The sequence below is a fragment of the Nonomuraea sp. NPDC051941 genome, from assembly GCF_044593615.1.
This window is the reverse complement of record NZ_JBIUCF010000026.1, coordinates 169,505-191,027: the sequence shown is the minus strand read 5'-3', so window position 1 is coordinate 191,027 and position 21,523 is coordinate 169,505. Positions and strand designations below refer to the sequence as shown.

The following is a 21,523-nucleotide window of genomic DNA, read 5'->3' as shown; positions in this document are numbered from 1 at the left end:
GCAATTTCCGTCATAAATGACGGGGATATGCATGTGTATCTCATGCACTGGCTTTTAACACACTGTTGAGTTCTCAAGAAACGGACGCGTACATCTTCGCTCAAGTCTCTCGACCTTCGCTCGGAGGCGTGCCTCGCGTTTTCCTAAAATTTACCGAGCTTGTTGATTTCCGTCAAATCCGGAGATTTGCTGGAAACTGCTCAGACTTGCTTAGGATGGTGCACCCCGGTCGTCCCGGGGCAACCCTCGTAACTTACCGTGTCATCCAGAGCCTGTCGAATCAACCGATTTTTCGGTGATCTCCGTGCGCCAGACGACGACCCGAACTCCGAGCGCGCCGAAGCGGCTCTGCCGAGTGGCTCGTCATTTCAAAGGGCTTGCGCGGGGGCCCGTCCGCCTGATCGGCGTCCGGCTCACTCCCGGCGCGAACTAAAAGACTAGGTCGCAATCCGCGACACGTCAAATCGCCTCGCCAGGGGGCGTGTCGCGGACGATCCCCGCCGCGCGGCGCGAGCCATGTCCCGGCCCTCACGGTGGCACAACCCGACGGTCTCTTGCTGTCACAGTTCCAGGGTGGCGCGGGCGATCGCTTCGGCGCACCGGGCCAGCAGGCTGCGCAGTTGCTCCCGCTCCTCCGCGCTGAACTCACCCGCGATCGCGCGTTCGATCACCACGGCGCGCTCGTCCGCCGCCTTCAGCGCCGCACGCCCGGCCTCGCTCAGCCGGGTCTCCAGGACGTTTCGATGCCATGGGTGCGGGGAGCGTTCGATGAGGCCGCGTTCCTCCAGGTTCTTGAGCACGACGGTCATGGCCTGGGGCGTGACCAGGCACGCCCTGGCCAGCGCCGCGCCCGAGATACCTGGGTTGTCGGCCAGGGCGAACAGCGTCGCGTACTGGGGCACGGTCAGCCCTGCCGGCCGGACGGCGGCCTGTTTGGCCGTGATCAGGGTCTGCTCGGCACGCTTGATGTCCAGACCGAGGCGTTCGTCCGCAGGCATCCCCATGTCGTAAATAGTACAACATTGATGGTTATCAAAGCTTTGATAACCTGGCGTGTATCTACGCTTTGGAGGAGAGACGTGATCATTCCCGACAGCCACTTGGACCTGCTGAAGCGCCCGCTGTTCGCCCATCTGGCGACGATCGGGGCCGACGGGACGCCCAACGTGAACCCGGTCTGGACGATCTGGGACGGTGAGCACCTGCGCTTCACGACCACGATGGATCGCTTCAAGTACCGGAACGTCAAGCAGCATCCGCAGGTGGCGGTCTCCATCAACGACCCTGAGCAGCCGTATCGCTATCTGGAGATCCGCGGCGTGGTCGAACGACTGGAGCTCGACCCTTCGGGGGACTTCTTCGACGTGCTGGCCAACCGGTACGGCCTGGAGTATGAGCGGCCGGTTGGGGATGCCGAGCGGCGGGTGGTGATCGTTGTGAAGCCGACACGCGTCACCCGGCAGTGATTGTCGCGGCGGCCCTGGCGACGCTCGGGGATCCGCTCGGGGAGCGAGATCACTGTGGCTGGGGGCGTGGGTGGCGGGGGACGGCCTCTCATAGGCATCCCCAGGCGTCCGTCGCAGGTTCCTGGTGTCCGTGCCGGTGCCCGTGGTTGTGGGGTAGCGCGGGGTGGCCGTGCCGGTGGTGGTAGTGGCCGTGGGGTGGCTGGTGCCAGTGGTGGTGGCCGTGGCCGTGAGATGGCCGGGCTGTTGGGCTCGTGAATCGGCTGCAGTGCATAAGGGGCGAACGCGAATACTCCCGACCTTCCCCCGCGTATCCTGCCCCGGTGACCACTGCCGCCACGCTAGCTCCCCCCGCCCGTCCCGCCGAACGCCTCCGTACAGCCACCCCATGGTGGATGTCCTTGCTCGCCGGCATCGCGGCATTCACAGGTACGGGGTCCGCCACCCTGAACGGCGACGAGCTGGCCACCATCAGCGCCGCCTCCCGTTCGCTGTCCGGGATGTGGGAGCTGGCCCGGCACATCGACGGTCATTTCCTCCCGTACTACCTGTTCATGCACCTCTGGATGAAGGCAGGTACGGCGGAGTTGTGGCTGCGGCTGCCGTCGGCGGTGGGGATCGGCGTGGCCGCCTGGTTCCTGGTCGATCTGGGGCGGCGGTTGCACAGCACGCGGGCGGGGGTGATCGCGGCCGCCGTCTTCGCGATCATGCCCTCGGTGTCCTATTTCGGGGCCTTCGCCAGGTCGTACGCGTTCGCGGCGGCCGCGGTGGTGTTCTCGTTCTGGGCGCTGCACCGGGCCGTGGAGCGCTCCGAGGTCAGGCGGTGGGTGGTGTACGGGGTCGCGGTGGCCCTCGTGTGCTCCACCCACCTGTTCGCGGTGCTGGTGCTGCCCGCCCAACTGCTGCTGGTGCGCCGGGGCCGGGTGGTGCCGATGCTGGCGGCGATGGCCGTCGGGTGTGTGCCCGCCGCGGTGCTGGGGCTGGTGGGGTTCGGGGAGCGGCACGCGATCAGCTGGATCCCGCAGCGGGGGCCGGAGGTGTGGCTGAAGTTCCCGAAGATGGCGGCGGGGGCGACCGGGCTGGGCGTGATGTTGTTCGCCCTGGCGCTGGCCGGTGCGGCGCTGCTGTGGAAGGCGGCGCCACGTGGGGTCGAGGAACCCGGCGGAACCGGAGCCGGGGCCGGAGAAATCGGCAGGGTCAGGGCTGGGGAAACCGGCAGGGCCAGGGCCGAGGAAACCGGCGGAGCCGGGGTGACCGGGGGCAGGGTGTGGGTGTTCGTGGTGGTCGGGTGGCTGGTGTTGCCTCCGGTGCTGCTGCTCGCCGTGTCGCAGCTCGTGACCCCCGTCTACGTGGACCGGTACCTGTTCGTGACCGCCCCCGCTCTGGCGCTGCTGGCGGGGCTCGCCGTGGCGGCCCTGCCCCGGTTCCAGGTGGTGGCCGCGGTCGTGGTGGTGTTGCTCGGATGCGCGCTGTCCGTTCAGGAGCACGTCACGGTACGCGAGGAGAACGGCCGTTTCGAGAACATCCCCTGGGCCTTGCGCGTGATCAAGGCCGAGCCCGACGACGCGATCGTGTACGGCCAGAGCCAGCTCCGCATGGGATTCGAGTACTACGCGGACTCTTTGATGCCGGTCGACGTGCTCAAGACCGGGGACGCGCCCTTGCCCGACGGGTTCGGGTATCCGGAGCGGCCCGACGCGGCGACCGCGCTGGACGGGCGTGAGCGGGTGTGGGTGGTGTGGCGCGGGAGCAAGCAGTCGGGCCTCGACGGTGACGCGGTCCCGCGGGTCGCCGAGGTGGTGAAGGCGGGGTTCAAGCTGAGCCTGGCCAAGCACTCCGCCGATCTGCCGGGGCTGACGGTGGCGCTGTTCGTCCGCCGCTGACGCACCGCACGGAGTCCGCCGCTGACCCACCTCACGAAGACCTCACGGAGTACGCGGTCGGCGTACCACATGGAAGCGGGCCCCTCCCCGGACGGGGAAGAGCCCGCGAAGATCACGCAAAGGTCAGCCGACCTCGACGCCGCCGATCGACTTCTTGCCGCGCCGGAGCACCATGAAGCGCCCGTGCAGCAGGTCCTCGGAGCCGGGAACGTACGCCTCGTCGGTGATCTTGACGTTGTTGAGGTACGCCCCGCCCTCCTTCACCGCCCGCCTGGCCGCCGACTTCGACTCCACCAGGCCGCTGTCGGCCAGGAGGTCCACGAACGGCGTCCCGAGCGCGGGAACCGTGGCCTTCGGCACCTCGGCCAGCGCCGCCCCCAGCGTGGAGGCGGGCAGGTCCTCCAGCTCGCCCTGTCCGAAGAGCGCCTTCGAGGCCGCCACGACCGCGTCGAGCTCCTGCTTGCCGTGGAGCAGCTCGGTGAGGTCCTCGGCGAGCGTCCGCTGCGCCTCGCGGGCGAAGGGACGTTCGGCGACGGCCTTCTCCAGGGCCTCGATCTCCTCGCGGGTCTTGAAGGTGAAGACCTTGAGGTAGTGGATCACGTCACGGTCGTCGGAGTTGAGGAAGTACTGGTAGAAGGCGTAGGGCGAGGTCATCTCCGGGTCGAGCCAGAGGGCGCCGCCCGCCGTCTTGCCGAACTTGGTGCCGTCGGCCTTCGTGATCAGCGGCAGGGTGAGCGCGTGGACGTGCCCGCCCTCGATGCGGCGGATGAGGTCGGCGCCCGCCGTGATGTTGCCCCACTGGTCGCTGCCGCCGATCTGCAGCGTGCAGTTGTGGCGGCGGAACAGCTCCAGGTAGTCGTTGGCCTGCAGGATCTGGTAGCTGAACTCGGTGTAGCTCAGCCCCTCCCCCTGCAGCCGCGCGGAGACCGACTCTCTGGCGAGCATGCGGTTGACCGGGAAGTGCTTGCCGATGTCGCGCAGGAAGTCGATGGCGCTCAACTCGCCGGTCCAGTCGAGGTTGCTGACCAGCTGGGCGGCGTTCGGCTGGACCTCGAAGTCGAGGAAACGCCCGACCTGGCCGCGCAGGCGCTCCACCCACTCCGCGACGACCTCGGAGGTGTTGAGCGAGCGCTCGGTGTTGCGCCCGCTCGGGTCGCCGATCAGGCCGGTGGCGCCGCCGACCAGGCCGATCGGGCGGTGCCCGGCGAGCTGGAAGCGGCGCAGCGTGAGCAGCGGCACGAAGTGGCCGACGTGCAAGGAGGCAGCGGTGGGGTCAAAACCGGAATAGACCGTGATCGGGCCCTTGGCCATGGACGCGCGCAGGGCGTCGAGGTCGGTGGACTGGGCGATAAGCCCTCGCCACGCGAGGTCATCGAGAATGTCGGTCACGGTGCCGGCTTTCCGTAGAGACGTTGGACGTTGATTAGTGCAAGCGTGCCCGATCGCCCGGGTTCGCCGCCACTTGGATACGCTCTGTCTCCATGTGGAGGGTCCGTCGCGAGCTGGCTGTTTTCAAGATTTTAGGGGCTCTTGCGTGTGCTGGGCTCGCCGTCTACTGGTGGGTCGCCGGCGATGTCCGCGGTGTGATCCTGGCCGTGCCGGCAGCCGTGCTGGTAGGCGGGATGGGGCTGCGCGATCTGATCGCCCCCGTACGGCTGGCGGCCGATCAGAGCGGGATCACCGTGGTGCACGGGTTCGCGGGCAAGAGGCACGTGCCCTGGGAGGCGATCCGGGACGTCAAGGTCGACGTGAGCAGGCGGTGGGGGCGGCGGAGCGAGCTCCTGGAGATCGACACCGGCGACAACCTGCACATTTTCAGCCGTCACGACCTGGATGCCCCTCCCACCGAGGTGGCCGCGGCGTTGCGGCGGCGGGGCACGTGAGCGCGGTAGGGCGACACGGTCGGGTCGTCGTCGATCCAGAACCGCCACGGCGTGTCCTTGGCGGTCGAGATGCCGGTACGCGGGCCTGACCTGATCGACTCCGCCTCCACCGGGCGGCCCTCCAGCATGGCCGCGGCTCCATGCGGGACCCCGGTCAGCCGGCGGTCGGCCGCGAAGGAGGCCTCCGCGATCGCGTCGAGGCCGTTGTGCTCGCGGAGCAGGCCGAGGGCGACGGCCAGCCTTGCCGGGCCGCGCGCGAGGTCCCGGTCGGGAATCACCCGGCCGCTCGTAGCCACGCCGTTGCCCGTGGAGGCGCGCCGGGCGCGGGCCTCGTCGATGCCCGCCACCACCTCGCCCCCGCGCAGCAGCACGGCCGAGCCGAAGCCCTCGGGCAGGCACACCAGGTTCGCGCAGAAGTGCATGCCGTACGTGAAGTACACGTACAGGTGCCCCGGCGGGCCGAACATGACCGCGTTACGCGGCGTCTTGCCCCGATAGGTGTGCGCCGCCGGATCCTCGCCGGGGCCGCCGTACGCCTCGACCTCGGTCAGGCGCACGGCGACGGGGCCGTGCACGAGCACGCGCCCGAGCAGCTCGGGCGCGACCTCGTGCGACGGCCGGTCGAAGAAACCCCGCGGCAGCGCGGCGGAGCTCAGATCCCCGCTGCCCATGCCGCCTGTGCGTCGACCGCCTCCCGCAGCGCGACGAGCTGGTCGCGGACGCGGTCGGGCGCGGTGCCGCCGTGGGCCTTGCGCGCGGCCAGGGCGCCGGGCACGTTGAGCACGTCGCGGACGTCGGGCGTCAGGTGCGCCGACACCTTGATCAGCTCCTCGTCCGTGAGGTCGCCCAGGTCCTTGTCGTTGACCTGGCACCACACCACCAGGTGACCGACCGCCTCGTGGGCGTCGCGGAACGGGACCCCGCGGCGGACGAGCAGCTCGGCCAGGTCGGTGGCCAGCGCGAACCCGTCGGGCGCCGAGGACTCCATGCGGGCGGTGTTGACCCGCATGGTCGCGACCAGCCCGGCCACCGCCGGCAGGACCAGGAGCAGCGTGTCGACCGCGTCGAAGACGGGCTCCTTGTCCTCCTGAAGGTCGCGGTTGTAGGTCAGCGGCAGGCCCTTGAGCGTGGTCAGCAGCGACATCAGGTTGCCGATGAGGCGCCCGGACTTGCCGCGGGCCAGCTCGGCGACGTCGGGGTTCTTCTTCTGGGGCATGATCGACGAGCCGGTGGAGTAGGCGTCGTCCATCTCGATCCAGCGGAACTCCTGCGAGGCCCACAGGACGATCTCCTCGCCCAGCCGCGACAGGTGCACGCCGATCATGGCCGCGTCGAACAGGAACTCCGCCGCGAAGTCACGGTCGGAGACGGCGTCCATCGAGTTGGGCGCGGCGGCCGCGAAGCCGAGCTCCTCGGCCACGGCCTGCGGGTCGAGCGGCAGCGATGAGCCCGCCAGCGCGCCGGCGCCGAGCGGGGAGATCGCGGCGCGCTTGTCCCAGTCGGTGAGCCGGTCGACGTCGCGGGCGAAGGCGTGCACGTGGGCCAGGAGCTGGTGGCCGAACGACACCGGCTGCGCGTGCTGCAGGTGCGTCATGCCGGGCGCGGCCGTCTCGGCGTGCTGCTCCGCCTGGGCCATGAGCGCCGTCTCCAGCTCGACCAAGCGGGAGACGACCGTGCGGGCGTGATCGCGCAGATAGAGGCGCAGGTCGGTGGCGATCTGGTCGTTGCGCGAGCGCCCCGCGCGGAGCTTGCCGCCCAGCGAGCCGAGCCGCTCCAGCAGGCCGCGCTCCAGTGCCGTGTGCACGTCCTCGTCGGCGACCGTCGGCCGGAACTCGCCCGCCTTGCAGGCGCGCTCCAGGTCGTCGAGCGCGCCGATCATGCGCTCGAGCTCCTCGTCGCTCAGCAGCTCCGCCCTGTGCAGCACGCGGGCGTGCGCCCTGGACGCGGCCAGGTCGTACGGCACGAGCCGCCAGTCGAAGTGCACGCTCACCGACAGCCGGGCCAGCGCGTCGGACGGGCCGCTCTCGAAGCGCCCACCCCACAGCCGCATCGGCTTGCCATCACTCACCGTTGTCTCCTTCGTGACCATGTCCATGGTCGCACCCGCTTCGGGACTCGTTGGCATCGTTCCTCGTTCTCTCGCCCCGAGCTCCTGTGCTCCGGCGCGACCATAGTGCACGTCAGCCCTTCTTGGCGTCCCGTGCGGCGGCGATCTTAGTAGGGAGGGAGAACAGCTGGACGAACCCTTTGGCCAGCGACTGGTCGAACGTGTCGCCGGTGTCGTAGGTGGCCAGCGAGAAATCGTACAGAGAATCCTCCGAGCGGCGGCCGGTGACAGTGGCCCGGCCGCCGTGCAGCGTCATGCGGATGTCGCCGGAGACGTGCTTCTGCGCCTCGGCGATGAGCGCGTCGAGGGCGCTCTTGAGCGGCGAGAACCACAGGCCGTCGTAGACGAGCTCGCCCCACCGCTGGTCCACGCCGCGCTTGAAGCGGGCGAGGTCGCGTTCGACGGTGACGTTCTCCAGCTCCATGTGCGCGGTGATGAGGGTGACGGCGCCGGGCGCCTCGTACACCTCGCGCGACTTGATGCCGACCAGGCGGTCCTCGACCAGGTCGATCCGGCCGACGCCGTGCGCGCCCGCGCGCCGGTTCAGCTCGTCGATGACCTGGTACGGCGTCAGCGCCCGCCCGTCGATCTTGACCGGGACGCCCTGCTCGAACGTGATGACGACCTCGTCGGCCTCGCGCGGCCGGGCCGGGTCGTCGGTGTAGGAGTAGACGTCCTCGGTGGGGCCGTTCCAGATGTCCTCGAGGAAGCCGGTCTCGACGGCGCGGCCCCAGAGGTTCTGGTCGATGGAGAACGGATTCTTCTTCGACGTCTCGATGGGCAGGCCCCTGGCCTCGGCGTACTCGATGGCCTTGTCGCGCGTCCAGGCGAAGTCGCGGGCGGGCGCGACGACCCTGAGGTCCGGGGCGAGGGCGGCCAGGCCGGCCTCGAAGCGGACCTGGTCGTTGCCCTTGCCGGTGCAGCCGTGCGAGACGATCGTGCCGCCGAACCGCTTGGCCGCCGAGACCAGGTGCTTGACGATCAGCGGGCGCGACAGCGAGGAGACCAGCGGGTAGCGGTCCATGTAGAGGGCGTTGGCCTGCAGCGCGGGTACGCAGAAGTCGGCGGCGAACTCCTCCTTGGCGTCCACCACGACCGACTCGACCGCGCCGCAGTCGACGGCCCGCTGCTGGATCGCCTCCATGTCCTCGCCGCCCTGGCCGAGGTCCACGGCGACGCAGACGACCTCGGCGCCCATCTTCTCGGCGAGGTACGGGATGGCGACCGAGGTGTCCAGGCCGCCGGAATACGCGAGCACTACCCTTTCGGACATTACATATCTCCGGATATCAGATCTTGGCCACGTGGCGGGCTAGCCGCGCCGGTCGGCCACTCTCAGCAGCGCGTCCGCGACGGCCTGGCCGCCCGCCGGATCGCGGCTGATCACGAGGATCGTGTCGTCGCCCGCGACCGTGCCGAGGATCGACTCCCAGTCGGCGTGGTCGATGGCGGAGGCCAGGAACTGGGCCGCGCCCGGCGGGGTCCGTACGATGACCAGGTTGGCCGACGCCTCGGCGCCGACCAGCAGTTCCTCGGCGATGCGGTGCAGTCGGGCGGCCGGGCTCTCGCCGGTGCCCAGCCGGGTGAGCGGGATCCGGGCCCCGCCCTCGCCGGGCAGGGCGTAGACCAGGGATCCGTCGTCGGCGCGCAGCTTGAGCGCGCCGAGCTCGTCGAGGTCACGCGAAAGCGTGGCCTGGGTGACCTCGACGCCGCTCTCGGCCAGCAGCTTGGCCAGCTCCGGCTGGGAGCGCACGGCCTGCCGCTGCAGCAGGTCGGTGATCTTCGCCTGCCGCGCCGCCTTGGTCATGGGAATCATCATCGATGGGACACCAGCCAGTGGAGGAGCGCCTTCTGGGCGTGCAGCCGGTTCTCCGCCTGGTCCCACACCGCGCTCTGCGGGCCCTCGAGGACCTTGGCGGTGATCTCGTAGTCGCGGTAGGCGGGCAGGCAGTGCAGCACGATCGCGTCGGGCGCGGCGTGCTCCAGCAGTTCGGAGTTCACCTGGTACGGCATGAGCGCGGCGACCCGCTCCTCCTTGCCGTCCTGGCCCATCGACACCCACGTGTCGGTCGCGATCACGTGCGCGCCCTGGGCGGCGGCCACCGGGTCGGACAGCGCGATCACCGAGCCGCCCGTCCTGGCGGCGATGGCGGCGGCCTGGTCGAGGATGACCGCGTCGGGCTGGTAACCGGCCGGGGCCGCGATCCGCACGTGCATGCCGGCGGTGGCCCCGCCGAGCAGGTAGGAGTGGGCCATGTTGTTGGCGCCGTCGCCCAGGTAGGTGAGCGTGACCCCGGCGGTCCGGCCCAGCCTCTCCTGGACGGTCTGCAGGTCGGCCAGGATCTGGCAGGGGTGGAACTCGTCGGTGAGCGCGTTGACGACCGGCACCCGGGAGTGGGCGGCCATCTCGTCGATGAGCTCCTGCCCGGCGGTCCGCCACACGATGGCGGCGACCTGCCGGTCGAGCACCCGGGCGATGTCGGCGGTGGGCTCGCCGCGGCCCATGAGGACCGAGACGTTGTCCACGACCAGCGGCAGGCCGCCGAGCTCGCCGATGCCGGTGTGGAAGGAGACGCGCGTGCGGGCCGACGGCTTGTCGAACAGGACCGCGACCGTCTGCGGGCCCTCGAACGGGCGGTAGCCGAACCGGTCCTTCTTCATGGCCGCGGCGAGGTCGAGCACCTCCGCCTGCTCGGCGGGCGTGAGGTCGTCGTCGCGGAGGAAGTGTCTGATTCGCGCCGAGTCCGCGCTGTGCCTGGTCACTTGGCCGCCTCCGCGAGGATCGCCGGGTACGTGGCCAGGAACTTGTCGATCTCCTCCGCCGTGACCACCAGCGGCGGCGCGATGCGTACGGCGTCCGGCTGGAGCGCGTTGACCAGGAAGCCGGCGCTCTGGGCGGCGCTCTGGACCTCGGCCGAGCGGGGCTCGCTCAGCACGGTGGCCAGCCAGAGGCCCCGCCCGCGCACCCCCTTCAGCAGCGGATGCCGCATCGACTCCAGGCCGGAGCGCAGCCGCGCGGAGGCCGACTTGACGTGGTCGAGATCGAGGTTGTCGAGCACGGCCAGGGCCGCGGCGCAGGCGACCGGGTTGCCGCCGAACGTGGAGCCGTGGTCGCCCTTGGCGAACAGCTTGCCCGCGTCGCCGAACCCGATGCACGCGCCGATCGGCAGCCCGCCGCCCAGGCCCTTGGCCAGGGTCAGGATGTCGGGCGTGACGCCGTCGGCCTGGTGCGCGAACCAGTGGCCGGTGCGGCCGATCGCGGACTGGATCTCGTCGGCGACCAGGAGCGCGCCCGTGGAGTCGCAGATCTCGCGGGCCGCCTCGAAGTAGCCCTCGGGCGGCGGCACGACGCCGGCCTCGCCCTGGGTGGGCTCCAGGAAGACCGCGATGCAGTCGCCGGTCACGGCCTCCTTGAGCGCGGTGGCGTCGCCGTATGGGACGAAGCGGACATCGACCGGGAACGGGCCGAACTGGTCGCGGATCGACGGCTTGCCGGTCAGCGACAGCGCGCCGATCGTGCGGCCGTGGAAGCCGTTCTCGGCGGCGACGAAGTAGGAGCGGCTCTCGCGCTTGCCGTACTTGACGGCGAGCTTGTAGGCGGCCTCGTTGGCCTCGGTGCCGGAGTTGGCGAAGAAGACCTTGCCAGGGGCGTTGAGCAGGGTGAGGAGCTTCTCGGCGAGCAGCACCTCGGGCTCGTGCAGGAACAGGTTGCTGGTGTGCGCGATCGTGGCGACCTGCTTGGAGACGGCCTCGACCAGGGCAGGGTGGGCGTGACCGAGCGAGCTGGTCGCGATGCCGCCGATGAAGTCGAGGTATTCGTTGCCGTCCACGTCCCAGACGCGAGTGCCCTCGCCTCGTGCCAGCGCCACCGGCGGCACGCCGTAGTTGGGCATAAAGGCATTTTCGAACCTCTTGTACAGGTTCATCAGGGCATCACCATCGTTCCGATTCCCTCATTGGTGAATATTTCCAGCAGCAGTGAGTGCGGCACGCGGCCGTCGAGCACGTGAGCCTGCGGGACGCCGCCCTGGACCGCGGTCAGGCAGGCCTCCATCTTGGGGACCATGCCGCTGGACAGCGTCGGCATCAGCGTCTCGAGCTCGTTGGCGTCGAGCTGGTCGATCACGTCGGTGTCGTCGGGCCAGTTGGCGTACAGGCCCTCGACGTCGGTGAGGACGATCAGCTTCTGCGCCTCGAGCGCCACGGCCAGCGCGGCCGCGGCGGTGTCGGCGTTCACGTTGTAGATCTGCCCGTCGTCCCCGCGCGCCACGCTGGAGACGACCGGGATGCGGCCGTTGTCGATCAGGGCCCGCACCGCGCCCGGGTCGACCTTGATGATCTCGCCGACCTGGCCGATGTCCACGGGCTCGCCGTCCACGATCGCGTGCTTGCGCACGGCCGTGAACAGGTGGGCGTCCTCGCCGGACATGCCGACGGCGAACGGGCCGTGCCGGTTGACCAGGCCCACGATGTCGCGGTTGACCTGGCCGACCAGGACCATCCTGACGACCTCCATGGCCTCCGGCGTGGTGACCCGCAGCCCGGCGGTGAACGTCGACTCGATGCCCAGCCTGGCGAGCGCGCTGCTGATCTGCGGGCCGCCGCCGTGCACGACGACCGGGCGCAGGCCCGCGTGCTGCAGGAAGACGACGTCCTCGGCGAAGCCCGCCTTGAGCGACTCGTCGGTCATGGCGTTGCCGCCGTACTTGATGACGACGGTCGCGCCGTGGAAGCGGGTCAGCCAGGGCAGCGCCTCGATCAGCGACTCGGCCTTGGCCTGCGCGCTGAGGGACCTCACGAGGAGTACGCCGAGTTCTCGTGGACGTATTCGGCCGTCAAGTCCGTGGTGTGCACCGTCGCGGTGTGCGGGCCGGCCGACAGGTCGATCGTGATCGTCACGTCCCTGGGGCGCATGTCCACCTTGGAGCGGTCGTCGCCGACCGCGCCGCCGCGGCAGATCCAGATGCCGTTGATGGCCACGTTCAGGCGGTCGGGCTCGAACACCGCGTCGGTGGTGCCGACGGCGGCCAGGACGCGGCCCCAGTTGGGGTCCTCGCCGTGGATGGCGCACTTGAGCAGGTTGGAACGCGAGACCGCGCGGCCGACCTTGACCGCGTCGGCCTCCGAGTCGGCGCCGACGACCTCGATGGCGATGGCCTTGGAGGCGCCCTCGGCGTCGACCAGGAGCTGCCTGGCCAGGTCGGCGCAGACCTCGTGGACCTTCTGCTCGAACTCGGCGAGGTCCGGCTTGACGCCGGCGGCGCCGCTGGACAGCAGGAGCACGGTGTCGTTGGTGGACATGCAGCCGTCGGTGTCGAGGCGGTCGAACGTCCTGGCCGTGGCCTTGCGCAGCGCGGCGTCGAGCTCCTCGCCGGTGAGGTCGGCGTCCGTGGTGATCACGCACAGCATCGTGGCCAGGGAGGGGGCGAGCATGCCCGCGCCCTTGGCCATGCCGCCGACCATGTATCCGCTGCCCCGCCGGAACGAGATCTTGGAGACGGTGTCCGTGGTGCGGATGGCGTCGGCGGCGGCCAGGCCGCCGTCGCGGGAGAGCTGGCCGGCGGCGGTCTCGACGCCTGCCAGCAGCGCGTCCATCGGCAGCCGCTCACCGATCAGGCCGGTGGAGCAGACCGCGACCTCGCCCGCGGAGTCCTGGAGCGCCTCGGCCACCTTCTCGGCGGTGGCGTGGGTGTCCTGGAAGCCCTCGGGGCCGGTGCAGGCGTTGGCGCCGCCGGAGTTGAGCACGACCGCTCGCAGCCGCCCGCCGGACAGAACCTGCTGAGACCACAGCACGGGGGCGGCCTTCACGCGGTTGGCGGTGAAGACGCCCGCGGCGGCTCTGCTGGGCCCGTCGTTGACGACGAGGGCCAGGTCACGGGCGCCGCCGGACTTGATCCCGGCGGCGATGCCCGCGGCCCGAAAACCGAGTGGTGCAGTTACGCTCAAGGTGCGACTCCTGTCAGGGGAAGGCCGAGCTCTTCTGGGAGGCCGAGTGCGAGGTTCACGCTCTGGACGGCACCTCCGGCTGTGCCCTTGGTGAGGTTGTCGATGGCGATGACGGCGACCACGCGGCCCGCGCGTTCGTCGAGCGTCACCTGCAGGGCGGCGGTGTTGGCGCCGTAGGTCATGGAGGTGGCCGGCCACGTGCCCTCGGGCAGGAGCTTGACGAACGGCTCCTCCTTCAGCACGACCTCGTACGCCGTCCGCAGCGCCTCCTTGGTGAGGCCGGGCGCGGCCGGGGCGCTGCAGGTGGCGAGGATGCCGCGGCTCATGGGCGCCAGCGTCGGGGTGAACGAGACACGGACCGGGGCGCCGGCGACGGCCGACAGGCCCTGCTCCATCTCGGGAGTGTGCCGGTGGACGCCGCCCACGCCGTACGCGCTGACCGAGCCCATGACCTCGCTGCCGAGCAGGTTGGGCTTGAGCGACTTGCCGGCGCCGCTGGTGCCGCTGGCGGCCACCACGACCACGTCCGGCTCGGCCAGGCCCGCGGCGAACGCGGGCGACAGGGCCAGCAGGACGGAGGTCGGGTAGCAGCCGGGGACCGCGATGCGGGTGGCCGTCCGCAGGACCTCCCGCTGGCCGGACAGCTCGGGCAGGCCGTAGGGCCAGGACCCGGCGTGCTCGCCGCCGTAGAACTCCTGCCAGGCGGCCGGGTCGGTGAGCCGGTGGTCGGCGCCGCAGTCGACGACGATCGTCTCCGCGCCGAGCTGGGCGGCGACGGCGGCCGAGTGGCCGTGCGGCAGTGCGAGGAAGACGACGTCATGCCCGGCCAGCTTGTCGGCGACGGTGTCCTCGATGATCCGGTCGGCCAGTTGCGGCAGGTGAGGCTGGTGGGCGCCCAGGCGGCTGCCCGCACTGGACGCCGCGGTGAGCGCGCCGATCTCGAACTCGGGGTGCCCGAGCAGGAGGCGGAGCAACTCTCCTCCCGCGTAGCCGCTGGCCCCCGCGACCGCTGCCCTCATTCCGCCCTCTCTCCTGCATATTCATGCATCATTGCTCATGACCTTACTGTGAAGATAATGCACTTCACGGGATGGACATGCAAGCTGGAGCCGTCCAGATGACCACATGGTGAGACGGTGAGTGTTCCCAGTGGGCTGCAGGTGAATGCCAAGCCGGGGCGGCGACGATGGGGCACATGAGCGACTTCATGCCCGATATCCAGTTCGTCACCCCTGGCGGGAGGGATCCGGGGCGGCTCGGGCGGATCGTCCTCGTGCTGCTCTGGCTGACGGTGTGCCTGGCGCCGGTGGCGTTCGCGATCGGCGATCTGGAGCTGGCCACAGGGCGGGCCGGCACGCCGGGGACGGGACATGTTCGTGCCGCCTCGACCCTTGACTTGCGGTAACATTACGTGCGCGATCAGTCACGCCAGGAACCGGCATCAGCACGCGGGGCCCCCTCGCCACCAGAGCGATGGTCTGGGGCCTCCCCGCTGCCGCTGGCCGTTCCGGACGGGTCGGGTCGTGAGGGAACCGGCCCGTCCGGAACGGACCACGCACGGGATGCGTGTTGCCGCCCGGACGGCGAATGCCGGGGACCAGCGCGCCCAAGACCGTTCGGGGCGCGCCAGTGCGCGGACTTGCTTCGGCTCACTGCAAAGGAACGGTTTCCTGGTCACGGCGTCACCGCCGTCGTTGGGCAGGTGGCCGCCTACTTCTAACGCAGGAAGGCGGCGGCCACGCCCGCGTCCACCGGGATGTGCAGGCCCGTGGTGTGGGTGAGGTCGTTGCCGGTGAGGGCGAAGACGGCGGCGGCCACGTGCTCAGGCAGGACCTCGCGCTTGAGCAGGGTCCGCTGGGCGTAGAACTCGCCGAGCTTCTCCTCCTCCACGCCGTAGACGGCCGCGCGGTTGGCGCCCCAGCCGGAGGCGAAGATGCCGGAGCCGCGTACGACGCCGTCGGGGTTGATCCCGTTGACGCGGATGCCGTGCGTGCCCAGCTCGGCCGCCAGCAGCCGGACCTGGTGCGCCTGGTCGGCCTTGGCCGCGCCGTAGGCGACGTTGTTCGGGCCGGCGAAGACGGCGTTCTTGGAGGAGATGTAGACGATGTCGCCGCCCAGCCCCTGGTCGATCAGGACCCGGGCCGTCTCGCGCGCCACCAGGAACGATCCCCTGGCCATCACGTCGTGCTGCAGGTCCCAGTCGTCGAGGGTGGTCTCCAGCAGCGCGCGGGACAGCGACAGGCCGGCGTTGTTGACGACCAGGTCCACGCCGCCGAAGGCCAGCACGCCCGCGCGTACCGCCGCGGCGACCTGCTCCTCCGAGGTGACGTCCACGGCGACCGCCACCGCGACGTCGGACACCCGGTACGCGGCCGCGCCGATCTCGGCGGCGACCTTCTCCGCGGCGGCCACGTCGCGGTCGGCGACCACCACGCAGGCGCCCTCGGCGGCCAGGCGGCGGGCGGTGGCCGCGCCGATGCCCGAGCCGCCGCCGGTCACCAGCGCGACGCGGGTGGCCAGGGGCTTCGGCTTGGGCATGCGGCGGAGCTTGGCCTCCTCCAGCTCCCAGTACTCGATCCGGAACTTCTCCGACTCGGGGATGGGCGCGTACGTGGATACGGACTCGGCCCCGCGCATGACGTTGATGGCGTTGACGTAGAACTCGCCGGCCACGCGGGCGGTCTGCTTGTCCTTGCCGAACGAGAACATGCCGACGCCCGGCACCAGCACGATCGCCGGGTCCGCGCCGCGCATGGGCGGCGAGTCCGGGGTGGCGTTGCGGTCGTAGTAGGCGGTGTAGTCGGCGCGGTAGGCGGTGTGCAGCTCGCGCAGCCGTTCGACGGCCTGCTCCAGGGACGCGTCCGGCGGCAGGTCGAGCACCAGCGGCGCGACCTTGGTCCGCAGGAAGTGGTCGGGGCAGGACGTGCCCAGCGCCGCCAGGCGCGGGTGCTCGGCGCGGGAGACGAAGTCCAGCACCTCGGGCGTGTCGGTGTAGTGGCCGACGACGCGGAGGTCGGTGGAGGCCAGGCCGCGGAGGTGCGGGAACAGCGCGGCGGCCCGCGCGTGCCGCTCGGCCTCCGGCAGCGTCTCGTAGATCGCCGAGCCGAACGGGTCGGGGCGGCCGTGCTCGGCCAGGTACGCCTCCGCGGCGCGGATGATCTCCAGCGAGCGGGACTCGCACTCCTGCGCCGTGGCGCCCCAGGCGGTGATGCCGTGGCCGCCGAGGATGCAGCCGATGGCCTGCGGGTTGGCCTCCTTGATGGCGGCGATGTCCAGGCCGAGCTGGAAGCCGGGCCGCCGCCACGGCACCCACACCACGCGGTCGCCGAAGACGCGCCTGGTCAGCTCCTCGCCGTCGGCCGCGGTCGCGAGCGCGATCCCGGCGTCGGGGTGCAGGTGGTCGACGTGCGCGGCCTCGACCAGGCCGTGCATGGCGGTGTCGATCGACGGCGCGGCGCCGCCCTTGCCGTGCAGGCAGTAGTCGAACGCGGCGACCATCTCGTCCTCGCGCTCCACGCCCGGGTAGACGTTCACGAGCGCGCGCAGGCGGTCCAGGCGGAGCACGGCGAGCCCGGACTCCTTCAGCGTGCCCAGGTCGCCGCCCGAGCCCTTGACCCAGAGGAGTTCGACGTCCTCGCCGGTGACCGGGTCGGGCGCCGCACCCTTGGCCGAGGTGTTGCCGCCCGCGTAGTTGGTGTTGCGCGGGTCGGCGCCCAGCCGGTGCGAGCGCTCCAGCAGTTCCTTAACGACTTCCATGGTTGGTCAGGCCCCCCAGCCGGCCTGGTTGCCGCCGACACGCTCGGCGGCGATCTTCTCGAAATATCCGGACTTGGCGTACGCGGTCATCGGGTCGGGCGCCAGCCCCGACTCCTCCCGCAGCTCGGCGAGCAGCGGCCGCACGTCGGTGTTGTAGGCGTCCATGAACACGGCGTTCGCGCCCAGCACGTCGCCCTCGGACTGGGCGGCGGCCAGCGCCTCCCGGTCCACCAGCAGCGCCTTGGCGGTGGCCTCCTGGACGTTCATGACCGAGCGGATCTGGCCCGGGATCTTGGGCTCGATGTTGTGGCACTGGTCGAGCATGAACGCCACGCCGGCCTCGGGGTCGAGCCCGCCGCCGCGGACCACCTCGAACATGATGCGGAACAGCTGGAACGGGTCCGCCGCCCCCACCATCAGGTCGTCGTCGGCGTAGAAGCGCGAGTTGAAGTCGAACCCGCCGAGCTTGCCCTCGCGCAGCAGGAACGCCACGATGAACTCGATGTTGGTGCCCGGCGCGTGGTGGCCGGTGTCCACCACGACCTGCGCCTTGGGGCCGAGCTTGACGCAGTGGGCGTACGCGGTGCCCCAGTCGGGCACGTCGGTGGCGTAGAAGGCGGGCTCGAAGAGCTTGTACTCCAGCAGGAAGCGCTGGCCCTCGCCGAGCCGGTCGTACACCTGGGCCAGGGACTCGGCCAGGCGGTCCTGGCGGGCTCTGATGTCGTCCTGGCCCGGGTAGTTGATGCCGTCCGAGAACCACAGCTTGAGCGTGTCGGAGCCGGTGGCGTCCATGATGTCCACGCACTCGAGCAGGTGGTCGGTGGCCTTGCGGCGCACCCGCGCGTCCGGGTTGGTGACGCTGCCCAGCATGTAGTCGTCGTCCTGGAAGACGTTGGAGTTGATGGCTCCGATGCCCACGCCCAGCTCGCGGGCGTGCCTGGCCAGGTCGGCATAGTCGTCCACCTTGTCCCACGGGATGTGCAGGGCGACCGTGGGGGCGATCCCGGTGTAGGCGTGCACCTGGGCGGCGTCGGCGAGCTTCTCGTACGGGTCGCGCGGCACCCCCTTCTGTGCGAACACCTTGAACCGCGTGCCGCTGTTGCCGTAGGCCCAGGACGGCGTCTCGATGTGCTGCGCCCGCAGCGCGGCCTTGATGTCAGTCATTACTCCCCGATCAATCCAGGTGGAACACTTCGTCCAGCGGGTGCATGCCCTCGTCGGGCCGCCCGTCGAGGCTCTCGAAGAACGGCGCCATCTCGGCCTGCCAGCGGGCGTTGACCTCGGTCTCGGCCATGGCCTTCCTGGCTGCCTCGAAGTCCTCGGTCTCCAGGTAGCCCACGAGGAGGCCGTCGTCTTTGAGGAAGAGCGAGTAGTTGTGCCAGCCGGTACGCGCGAGCGCCTCTCGCATCTCCGGCCAGACGTCTCGGTGGCGTTCGCGGTACTCCGCCAGCCGCTCTGGGCGGACTTTCAGCAGGAAGCAGACGCGTTGCACTGACACTCCCTTCAAAACGTTTTAATCCTTCGTGCAGGAAACTATGATTCCTGGTGCTCGCTGTCAATGCGCTCCCACCCACGGACCCCGCGGGGTGATCGCGCAGCTACACTGACACGTTTTAATCCCCGGCCCCTGCGACGGCGGGACGCCGTGCGGACGTGACCGGCGCAATGCGCACGGCGCGGGACTCCGGCCACCGCCCCGGCCGCGAGGCACCGGGGCGGGGTGGGGTGGTTGGGGGCGGGTGGGATGGTCAGGTGGCGAGTTTGTCGCCGACGAGGGCCAGGTTCTGGATGGCCGCCAGCCCGTACAGGGCCGTGGTGTTGGTGGAGACCCAGGCCGCCTCGTCCGTCGGGTTGAGGGTCGTCGTGACCTTCTCCGACTTCCACGGCAGGTCCGGCGCGTAGCCGTCCCCCGTGGCGAACTCCGTCCACGCCCGGGCGGCGAGGTCGTCGCGCCGGAGCCGGACCGACGCGTACGCCGTGAGCCGGGAGTGCCCCTGCTTGAGGATGAGGTTGCCGAAGTTCGCGCCCGTCTCGGCGGCCTGCTCGGCCTTGGTGGCGTTGAACAGGCGGCAGTACTGGAGCCAGGCCCGCTCGAAGTCCGGCATGTCCACCAGGTCGATGAGCTCGGCGCAGATCTCGACCTGGCCGAACATGGCCGACAGATGGGACACCGCGACCTTCTTTGCGGCTGGGGCGAACTCGCCGGTGCTGAGGTTGTAGAGGCCCTCGCCGGTGACGAAGCCGTTGGGCATGGCGGCGATGGTGCGCATGGTGGCCTTGAGCTTCTTCTCGGCCACCGGGTCCCCGCCGCGTTCCCACTCGGTCAGCCAGGCTGCGGCCAGGCCGCTCCAGTCGGTGCCCAGCCCGATCGCCAGGGCCGACGGGTCCGGCGTGTACGGCTCCGTGCGGATCTTGCGGAGCGGGTCGATGGCCAGGAACGTCTTGTCGGAGTCCACCAGGGCCCGCATGAGGTCGCCGGTGCGCTCGTCGGCGGTCAGGAAGTAGAAGATGCGCCGGTAGACCGCGGTCGAGATGCGCTGCTGCTTGGCGCTGCACCCCCAGTGCTGCACGTTGTGCCGGCTGCCGAGCCCGGCCCAGGGCCCGAGGTGGTAGACGTCCACCTCGCCGGTGTGCCGGGTCATCGCCTCGGCGAAGCGGAACACGTCGGCGCGTCCCGAGCGCAGGTACGCGTACCAGAGCCACAGGTCGGGCGACAGCTCAGAGTTGTCCCAGGCGTAACCGCCGACGTCGTAGCGCCACACGTGCCGGTCCTCGTCGAACGTGTGCATGATGTCGCCGTAGTCCCAGAACCCGTACCAGTGCCGCTGCTCGACCTGCTTGCGGTAGTAGTCGAAGAGGAAGTCGAGGTGGTCCTCGATGGTCTTCCTGCCGGGCGTCGACCGGTCGACGGGGCTGAACAGGCCGCCGAACACCTTGGCGGAGGCCAGGTGCGCGGGCGGCGCGACGATCAGGGGCGGCGTCCGGACGGCGTCGGCCATCGCCCCGAACCGGGCGGCGTCCGGGGTGGCGGCCAGCGCCCAGAAGGTCAGCTCGCTCGTACGCGCGATCCCGAGCGGCGTGCCGAAGCCGGGCTCGTAGTCCTCGTACGTGATGTTGAGGCCCTCGATCTGCTCCGGGTAGGTGTCCTGGCCCATGCCGTCGTGGTAGAAGCGGGTGTCCATCGGCCCGGCCTCCGGCGACCAGAGCCAGACGGTGACCTCGGCCTCCTCCGAGGCGGCCCCGCGGATGTCGAGCTGGGTGGGATGCCGCTGCCAGAAGTCCCGCAGGCCGAACGCGAACCCGCCGCTCGTCCCGCCCACGTACCCGAGCCCGGAGGCCCGCCGGCCCTGGTCGACGGCGACCCAGCCGTACCCCTTCTTGGTGCGCTTCTTGAGCGTGAAGCCCTCGGAGGACAGCTGGGCGAGGGAGTAGTCGCCCCAGTCGGGGATGAGCTGGACGCGGCTGCTGACACGCGTGTCCCAGGTGGCGATGTCCGGCAGCCGCCGGCCCTCCACCTGCGCCTTCCGCACGGCCGCGCCGGGGTCGCGGCGCAGGCCCGTGATGCCCTTGACGGCCTCGGTGAGCAGGCCGTGCCCGTCGCCGACGAACCGGATGTGCCGGTTGTACGGCTCGTCCCGCATCGGGACGCGGAAGCGCACGCCGAGCCCGGCGACGAAGTCGTGCTGCCCGTCGCGGTCGAACACGAACGTGTGCGTCATCCGCACGCTCTCCGCGCCCGCGTAGAAGTAGAGCCGGACCGTGAACGGCAGCCACGAACGGCCCTTCTTGGAGGTGTGGCGGCCCTCGATCCGGACGACCGCGCGCACCGGGCCGGACTGCTCGACCTCCACCTTCGAGATGTCGCTCAGGTAGGAGTCGACCTCGACCGTACGGTCGTCATCGTCGTCGATCTTGCCCTGGCGGAGGTTGACGAGCTGCCCCTTGCGGGCGATCTCGGTCTCGCCGCGCCAGATCTGGCTGATCAGCTCGCTGCCGCTCTTGCGGACGCGGGCGCGGATCACGCCGGTGTCCACGTCCACGTACTGCTTCTCGTCCTTGACGGTGACCGGCTTGGCGGGGGCGGCGGCGGTGCCGGGCCGCAGCGTGTACGTCTCGGCCGCGGGCGTCGCGGGGCCGACCGCGTGGGCCGTCCACTTCAGCGACCCGTCCGGCCAGTACGCCAGCGGCCACGTCTGCACCGGCACGGCGGCGCCGTCGGCCGCGGTGAGCGCGAACGCCTGCTCCTTGGCCACGGCGCCCTTCGGCCACGGGACGCCCCAGGTGGTGCCGGGCGCCTCGGCGGGCTTGTCCTCCAGCCAGCGCAGGGGGACGTCGGGGACGGCCAGCGCGGCCAGCGCGGGCGACTCCAGCGCCGAGGCCAGCGGGACGGCTGCTCCGGCGACGGCTAACCCCTTCAGGGCGTCGCGGCGTGAGATCTGCTCGGACACAGGTACACCTCCAGGCGGGGAGGGGCGCGCTCGCACG

19 protein-coding genes are annotated in these 21,523 nt (G+C 70.6%); 4 read left to right on the top strand and 15 right to left on the bottom strand.

What is annotated here, in order from left to right; genetic code table 11:
- Positions 1–560 precede the first annotated feature (560 nt).
- Positions 561–1,004 (bottom strand): MarR family winged helix-turn-helix transcriptional regulator, encoded by a 444-nt coding sequence (locus tag ACIHFD_RS37370; protein WP_397370995.1) that lies wholly within the window; start codon positions 1,002–1,004, stop codon positions 561–563.
- A gap of 75 nt (positions 1,005–1,079) precedes the next feature.
- Between ACIHFD_RS37370 and ACIHFD_RS37365 the strand changes: the two genes are divergently transcribed.
- Together ACIHFD_RS37365 and ACIHFD_RS37360 are read left to right on the top strand one after the other, a co-directional pair.
- On the top strand, positions 1,080–1,466 hold the full coding sequence (locus ACIHFD_RS37365) for a PPOX class F420-dependent oxidoreductase (RefSeq protein WP_350727249.1): 387 nt from the start codon (positions 1,080–1,082) through the stop codon (positions 1,464–1,466).
- A gap of 392 nt (positions 1,467–1,858) precedes the next feature.
- Positions 1,859–3,346: a glycosyltransferase family 39 protein gene (locus ACIHFD_RS37360; protein ID WP_397370994.1), complete on the top strand. Its 1,488-nt coding sequence runs from the start codon at positions 1,859–1,861 to the stop codon at positions 3,344–3,346.
- 123 nt (positions 3,347–3,469) lie between these two features.
- Here the strand turns inward: ACIHFD_RS37360 and tyrS are convergent, their stop codons facing one another.
- Entirely contained in the window at positions 3,470–4,735 is a 1,266-nt protein-coding gene (gene tyrS, locus ACIHFD_RS37355; protein ID WP_397370993.1) for a tyrosine--tRNA ligase, read from the bottom strand.
- A gap of 206 nt (positions 4,736–4,941) precedes the next feature.
- Here tyrS and ACIHFD_RS37350 point away from each other — a divergent pair, with 206 nt between their 5' ends.
- Entirely contained in the window at positions 4,942–5,229 is a 288-nt protein-coding gene (locus ACIHFD_RS37350; protein ID WP_363971990.1) for a PH domain-containing protein, read from the top strand.
- Here the strand turns inward: ACIHFD_RS37350 and ACIHFD_RS37345 are convergent.
- The 9 genes from ACIHFD_RS37345 to argC all read right to left on the bottom strand — a co-directional run bounded on the left by ACIHFD_RS37345 (position 5,169) and on the right by argC (position 14,301).
- Positions 5,169–5,900, bottom strand: a complete 732-nt coding sequence (locus ACIHFD_RS37345) for a DNA-3-methyladenine glycosylase (RefSeq protein ID WP_397370992.1) — start codon at positions 5,898–5,900, stop codon at positions 5,169–5,171. The two genes, ACIHFD_RS37350 and ACIHFD_RS37345, sit on opposite strands and share 61 nt — an antisense overlap.
- Entirely contained in the window at positions 5,882–7,318 is a 1,437-nt protein-coding gene (argH, locus tag ACIHFD_RS37340) for an argininosuccinate lyase (protein WP_397370996.1), read from the bottom strand. Before argH ends, ACIHFD_RS37345 begins: the two co-directional genes overlap by 19 nt.
- Positions 7,319–7,409: 91 nt before the next feature.
- Positions 7,410–8,609, bottom strand: a complete 1,200-nt coding sequence (locus ACIHFD_RS37335) for an argininosuccinate synthase (RefSeq protein WP_397370991.1) — start codon at positions 8,607–8,609, stop codon at positions 7,410–7,412.
- A gap of 39 nt (positions 8,610–8,648) precedes the next feature.
- On the bottom strand, positions 8,649–9,155 hold the full coding sequence (locus ACIHFD_RS37330) for an arginine repressor (protein ID WP_350727243.1): 507 nt from the start codon (positions 9,153–9,155) through the stop codon (positions 8,649–8,651).
- Positions 9,152–10,099 (bottom strand): ornithine carbamoyltransferase, encoded by a 948-nt coding sequence (gene argF, locus ACIHFD_RS37325; protein ID WP_397370990.1) that lies wholly within the window; start codon positions 10,097–10,099, stop codon positions 9,152–9,154. The genes ACIHFD_RS37330 and argF overlap by 4 nt, the downstream gene beginning before the upstream one ends.
- The gene (locus tag ACIHFD_RS37320) at positions 10,096–11,262 is read right to left on the bottom strand and encodes an acetylornithine transaminase (protein ID WP_397370989.1); all 1,167 of its coding nucleotides are present in this window, start codon (positions 11,260–11,262) and stop codon (positions 10,096–10,098) included. Before ACIHFD_RS37320 ends, argF begins: the two co-directional genes overlap by 4 nt.
- A complete protein-coding gene (gene argB, locus ACIHFD_RS37315; protein WP_397370988.1) occupies positions 11,262–12,134 on the bottom strand; it encodes an acetylglutamate kinase in 873 nt (290 codons plus the stop codon). Before argB ends, ACIHFD_RS37320 begins: the two co-directional genes overlap by 1 nt.
- Positions 12,131–13,282 carry a bifunctional glutamate N-acetyltransferase/amino-acid acetyltransferase ArgJ gene (gene argJ, locus ACIHFD_RS37310; protein ID WP_397370987.1) on the bottom strand — a complete coding sequence of 384 codons (1,152 nt, stop codon included), beginning with the start codon at positions 13,280–13,282 and terminating at the stop codon, positions 12,131–12,133. Before argJ ends, argB begins: the two co-directional genes overlap by 4 nt.
- On the bottom strand, positions 13,279–14,301 hold the full coding sequence (gene argC / locus ACIHFD_RS37305) for an N-acetyl-gamma-glutamyl-phosphate reductase (protein ID WP_397370986.1): 1,023 nt from the start codon (positions 14,299–14,301) through the stop codon (positions 13,279–13,281). Before argC ends, argJ begins: the two co-directional genes overlap by 4 nt.
- A 176-nt stretch (positions 14,302–14,477) precedes the next feature.
- On the opposite strand from argC, the gene ACIHFD_RS37300 reads away from it, so the two are divergent.
- Entirely contained in the window at positions 14,478–14,687 is a 210-nt protein-coding gene (locus ACIHFD_RS37300; RefSeq protein ID WP_397370985.1) for a hypothetical protein, read from the top strand.
- A 311-nt stretch (positions 14,688–14,998) separates the two neighbouring features.
- Here the strand turns inward: ACIHFD_RS37300 and ACIHFD_RS37295 are convergent, their stop codons facing one another.
- From ACIHFD_RS37295 to ACIHFD_RS37280, 4 genes are all read right to left on the bottom strand, one after another.
- Complete coding sequence (locus tag ACIHFD_RS37295; RefSeq protein ID WP_364257582.1) at positions 14,999–17,038, bottom strand: bifunctional aldolase/short-chain dehydrogenase; 2,040 nt, start codon at positions 17,036–17,038, stop codon at positions 14,999–15,001.
- 6 nt (positions 17,039–17,044) lie between these two features.
- The gene (gene rhaI, locus ACIHFD_RS37290) at positions 17,045–18,202 is read right to left on the bottom strand and encodes an L-rhamnose isomerase (protein ID WP_397370984.1); all 1,158 of its coding nucleotides are present in this window, start codon (positions 18,200–18,202) and stop codon (positions 17,045–17,047) included.
- Between the two features lie 10 nt (positions 18,203–18,212).
- Positions 18,213–18,530, bottom strand: a complete 318-nt coding sequence (locus tag ACIHFD_RS37285) for an L-rhamnose mutarotase (protein WP_185077046.1) — start codon at positions 18,528–18,530, stop codon at positions 18,213–18,215.
- Between the two features lie 256 nt (positions 18,531–18,786).
- A complete protein-coding gene (locus ACIHFD_RS37280; protein WP_397370983.1) occupies positions 18,787–21,486 on the bottom strand; it encodes a twin-arginine translocation signal domain-containing protein in 2,700 nt (899 codons plus the stop codon).
- Positions 21,487–21,523 lie beyond the last annotated feature (37 nt).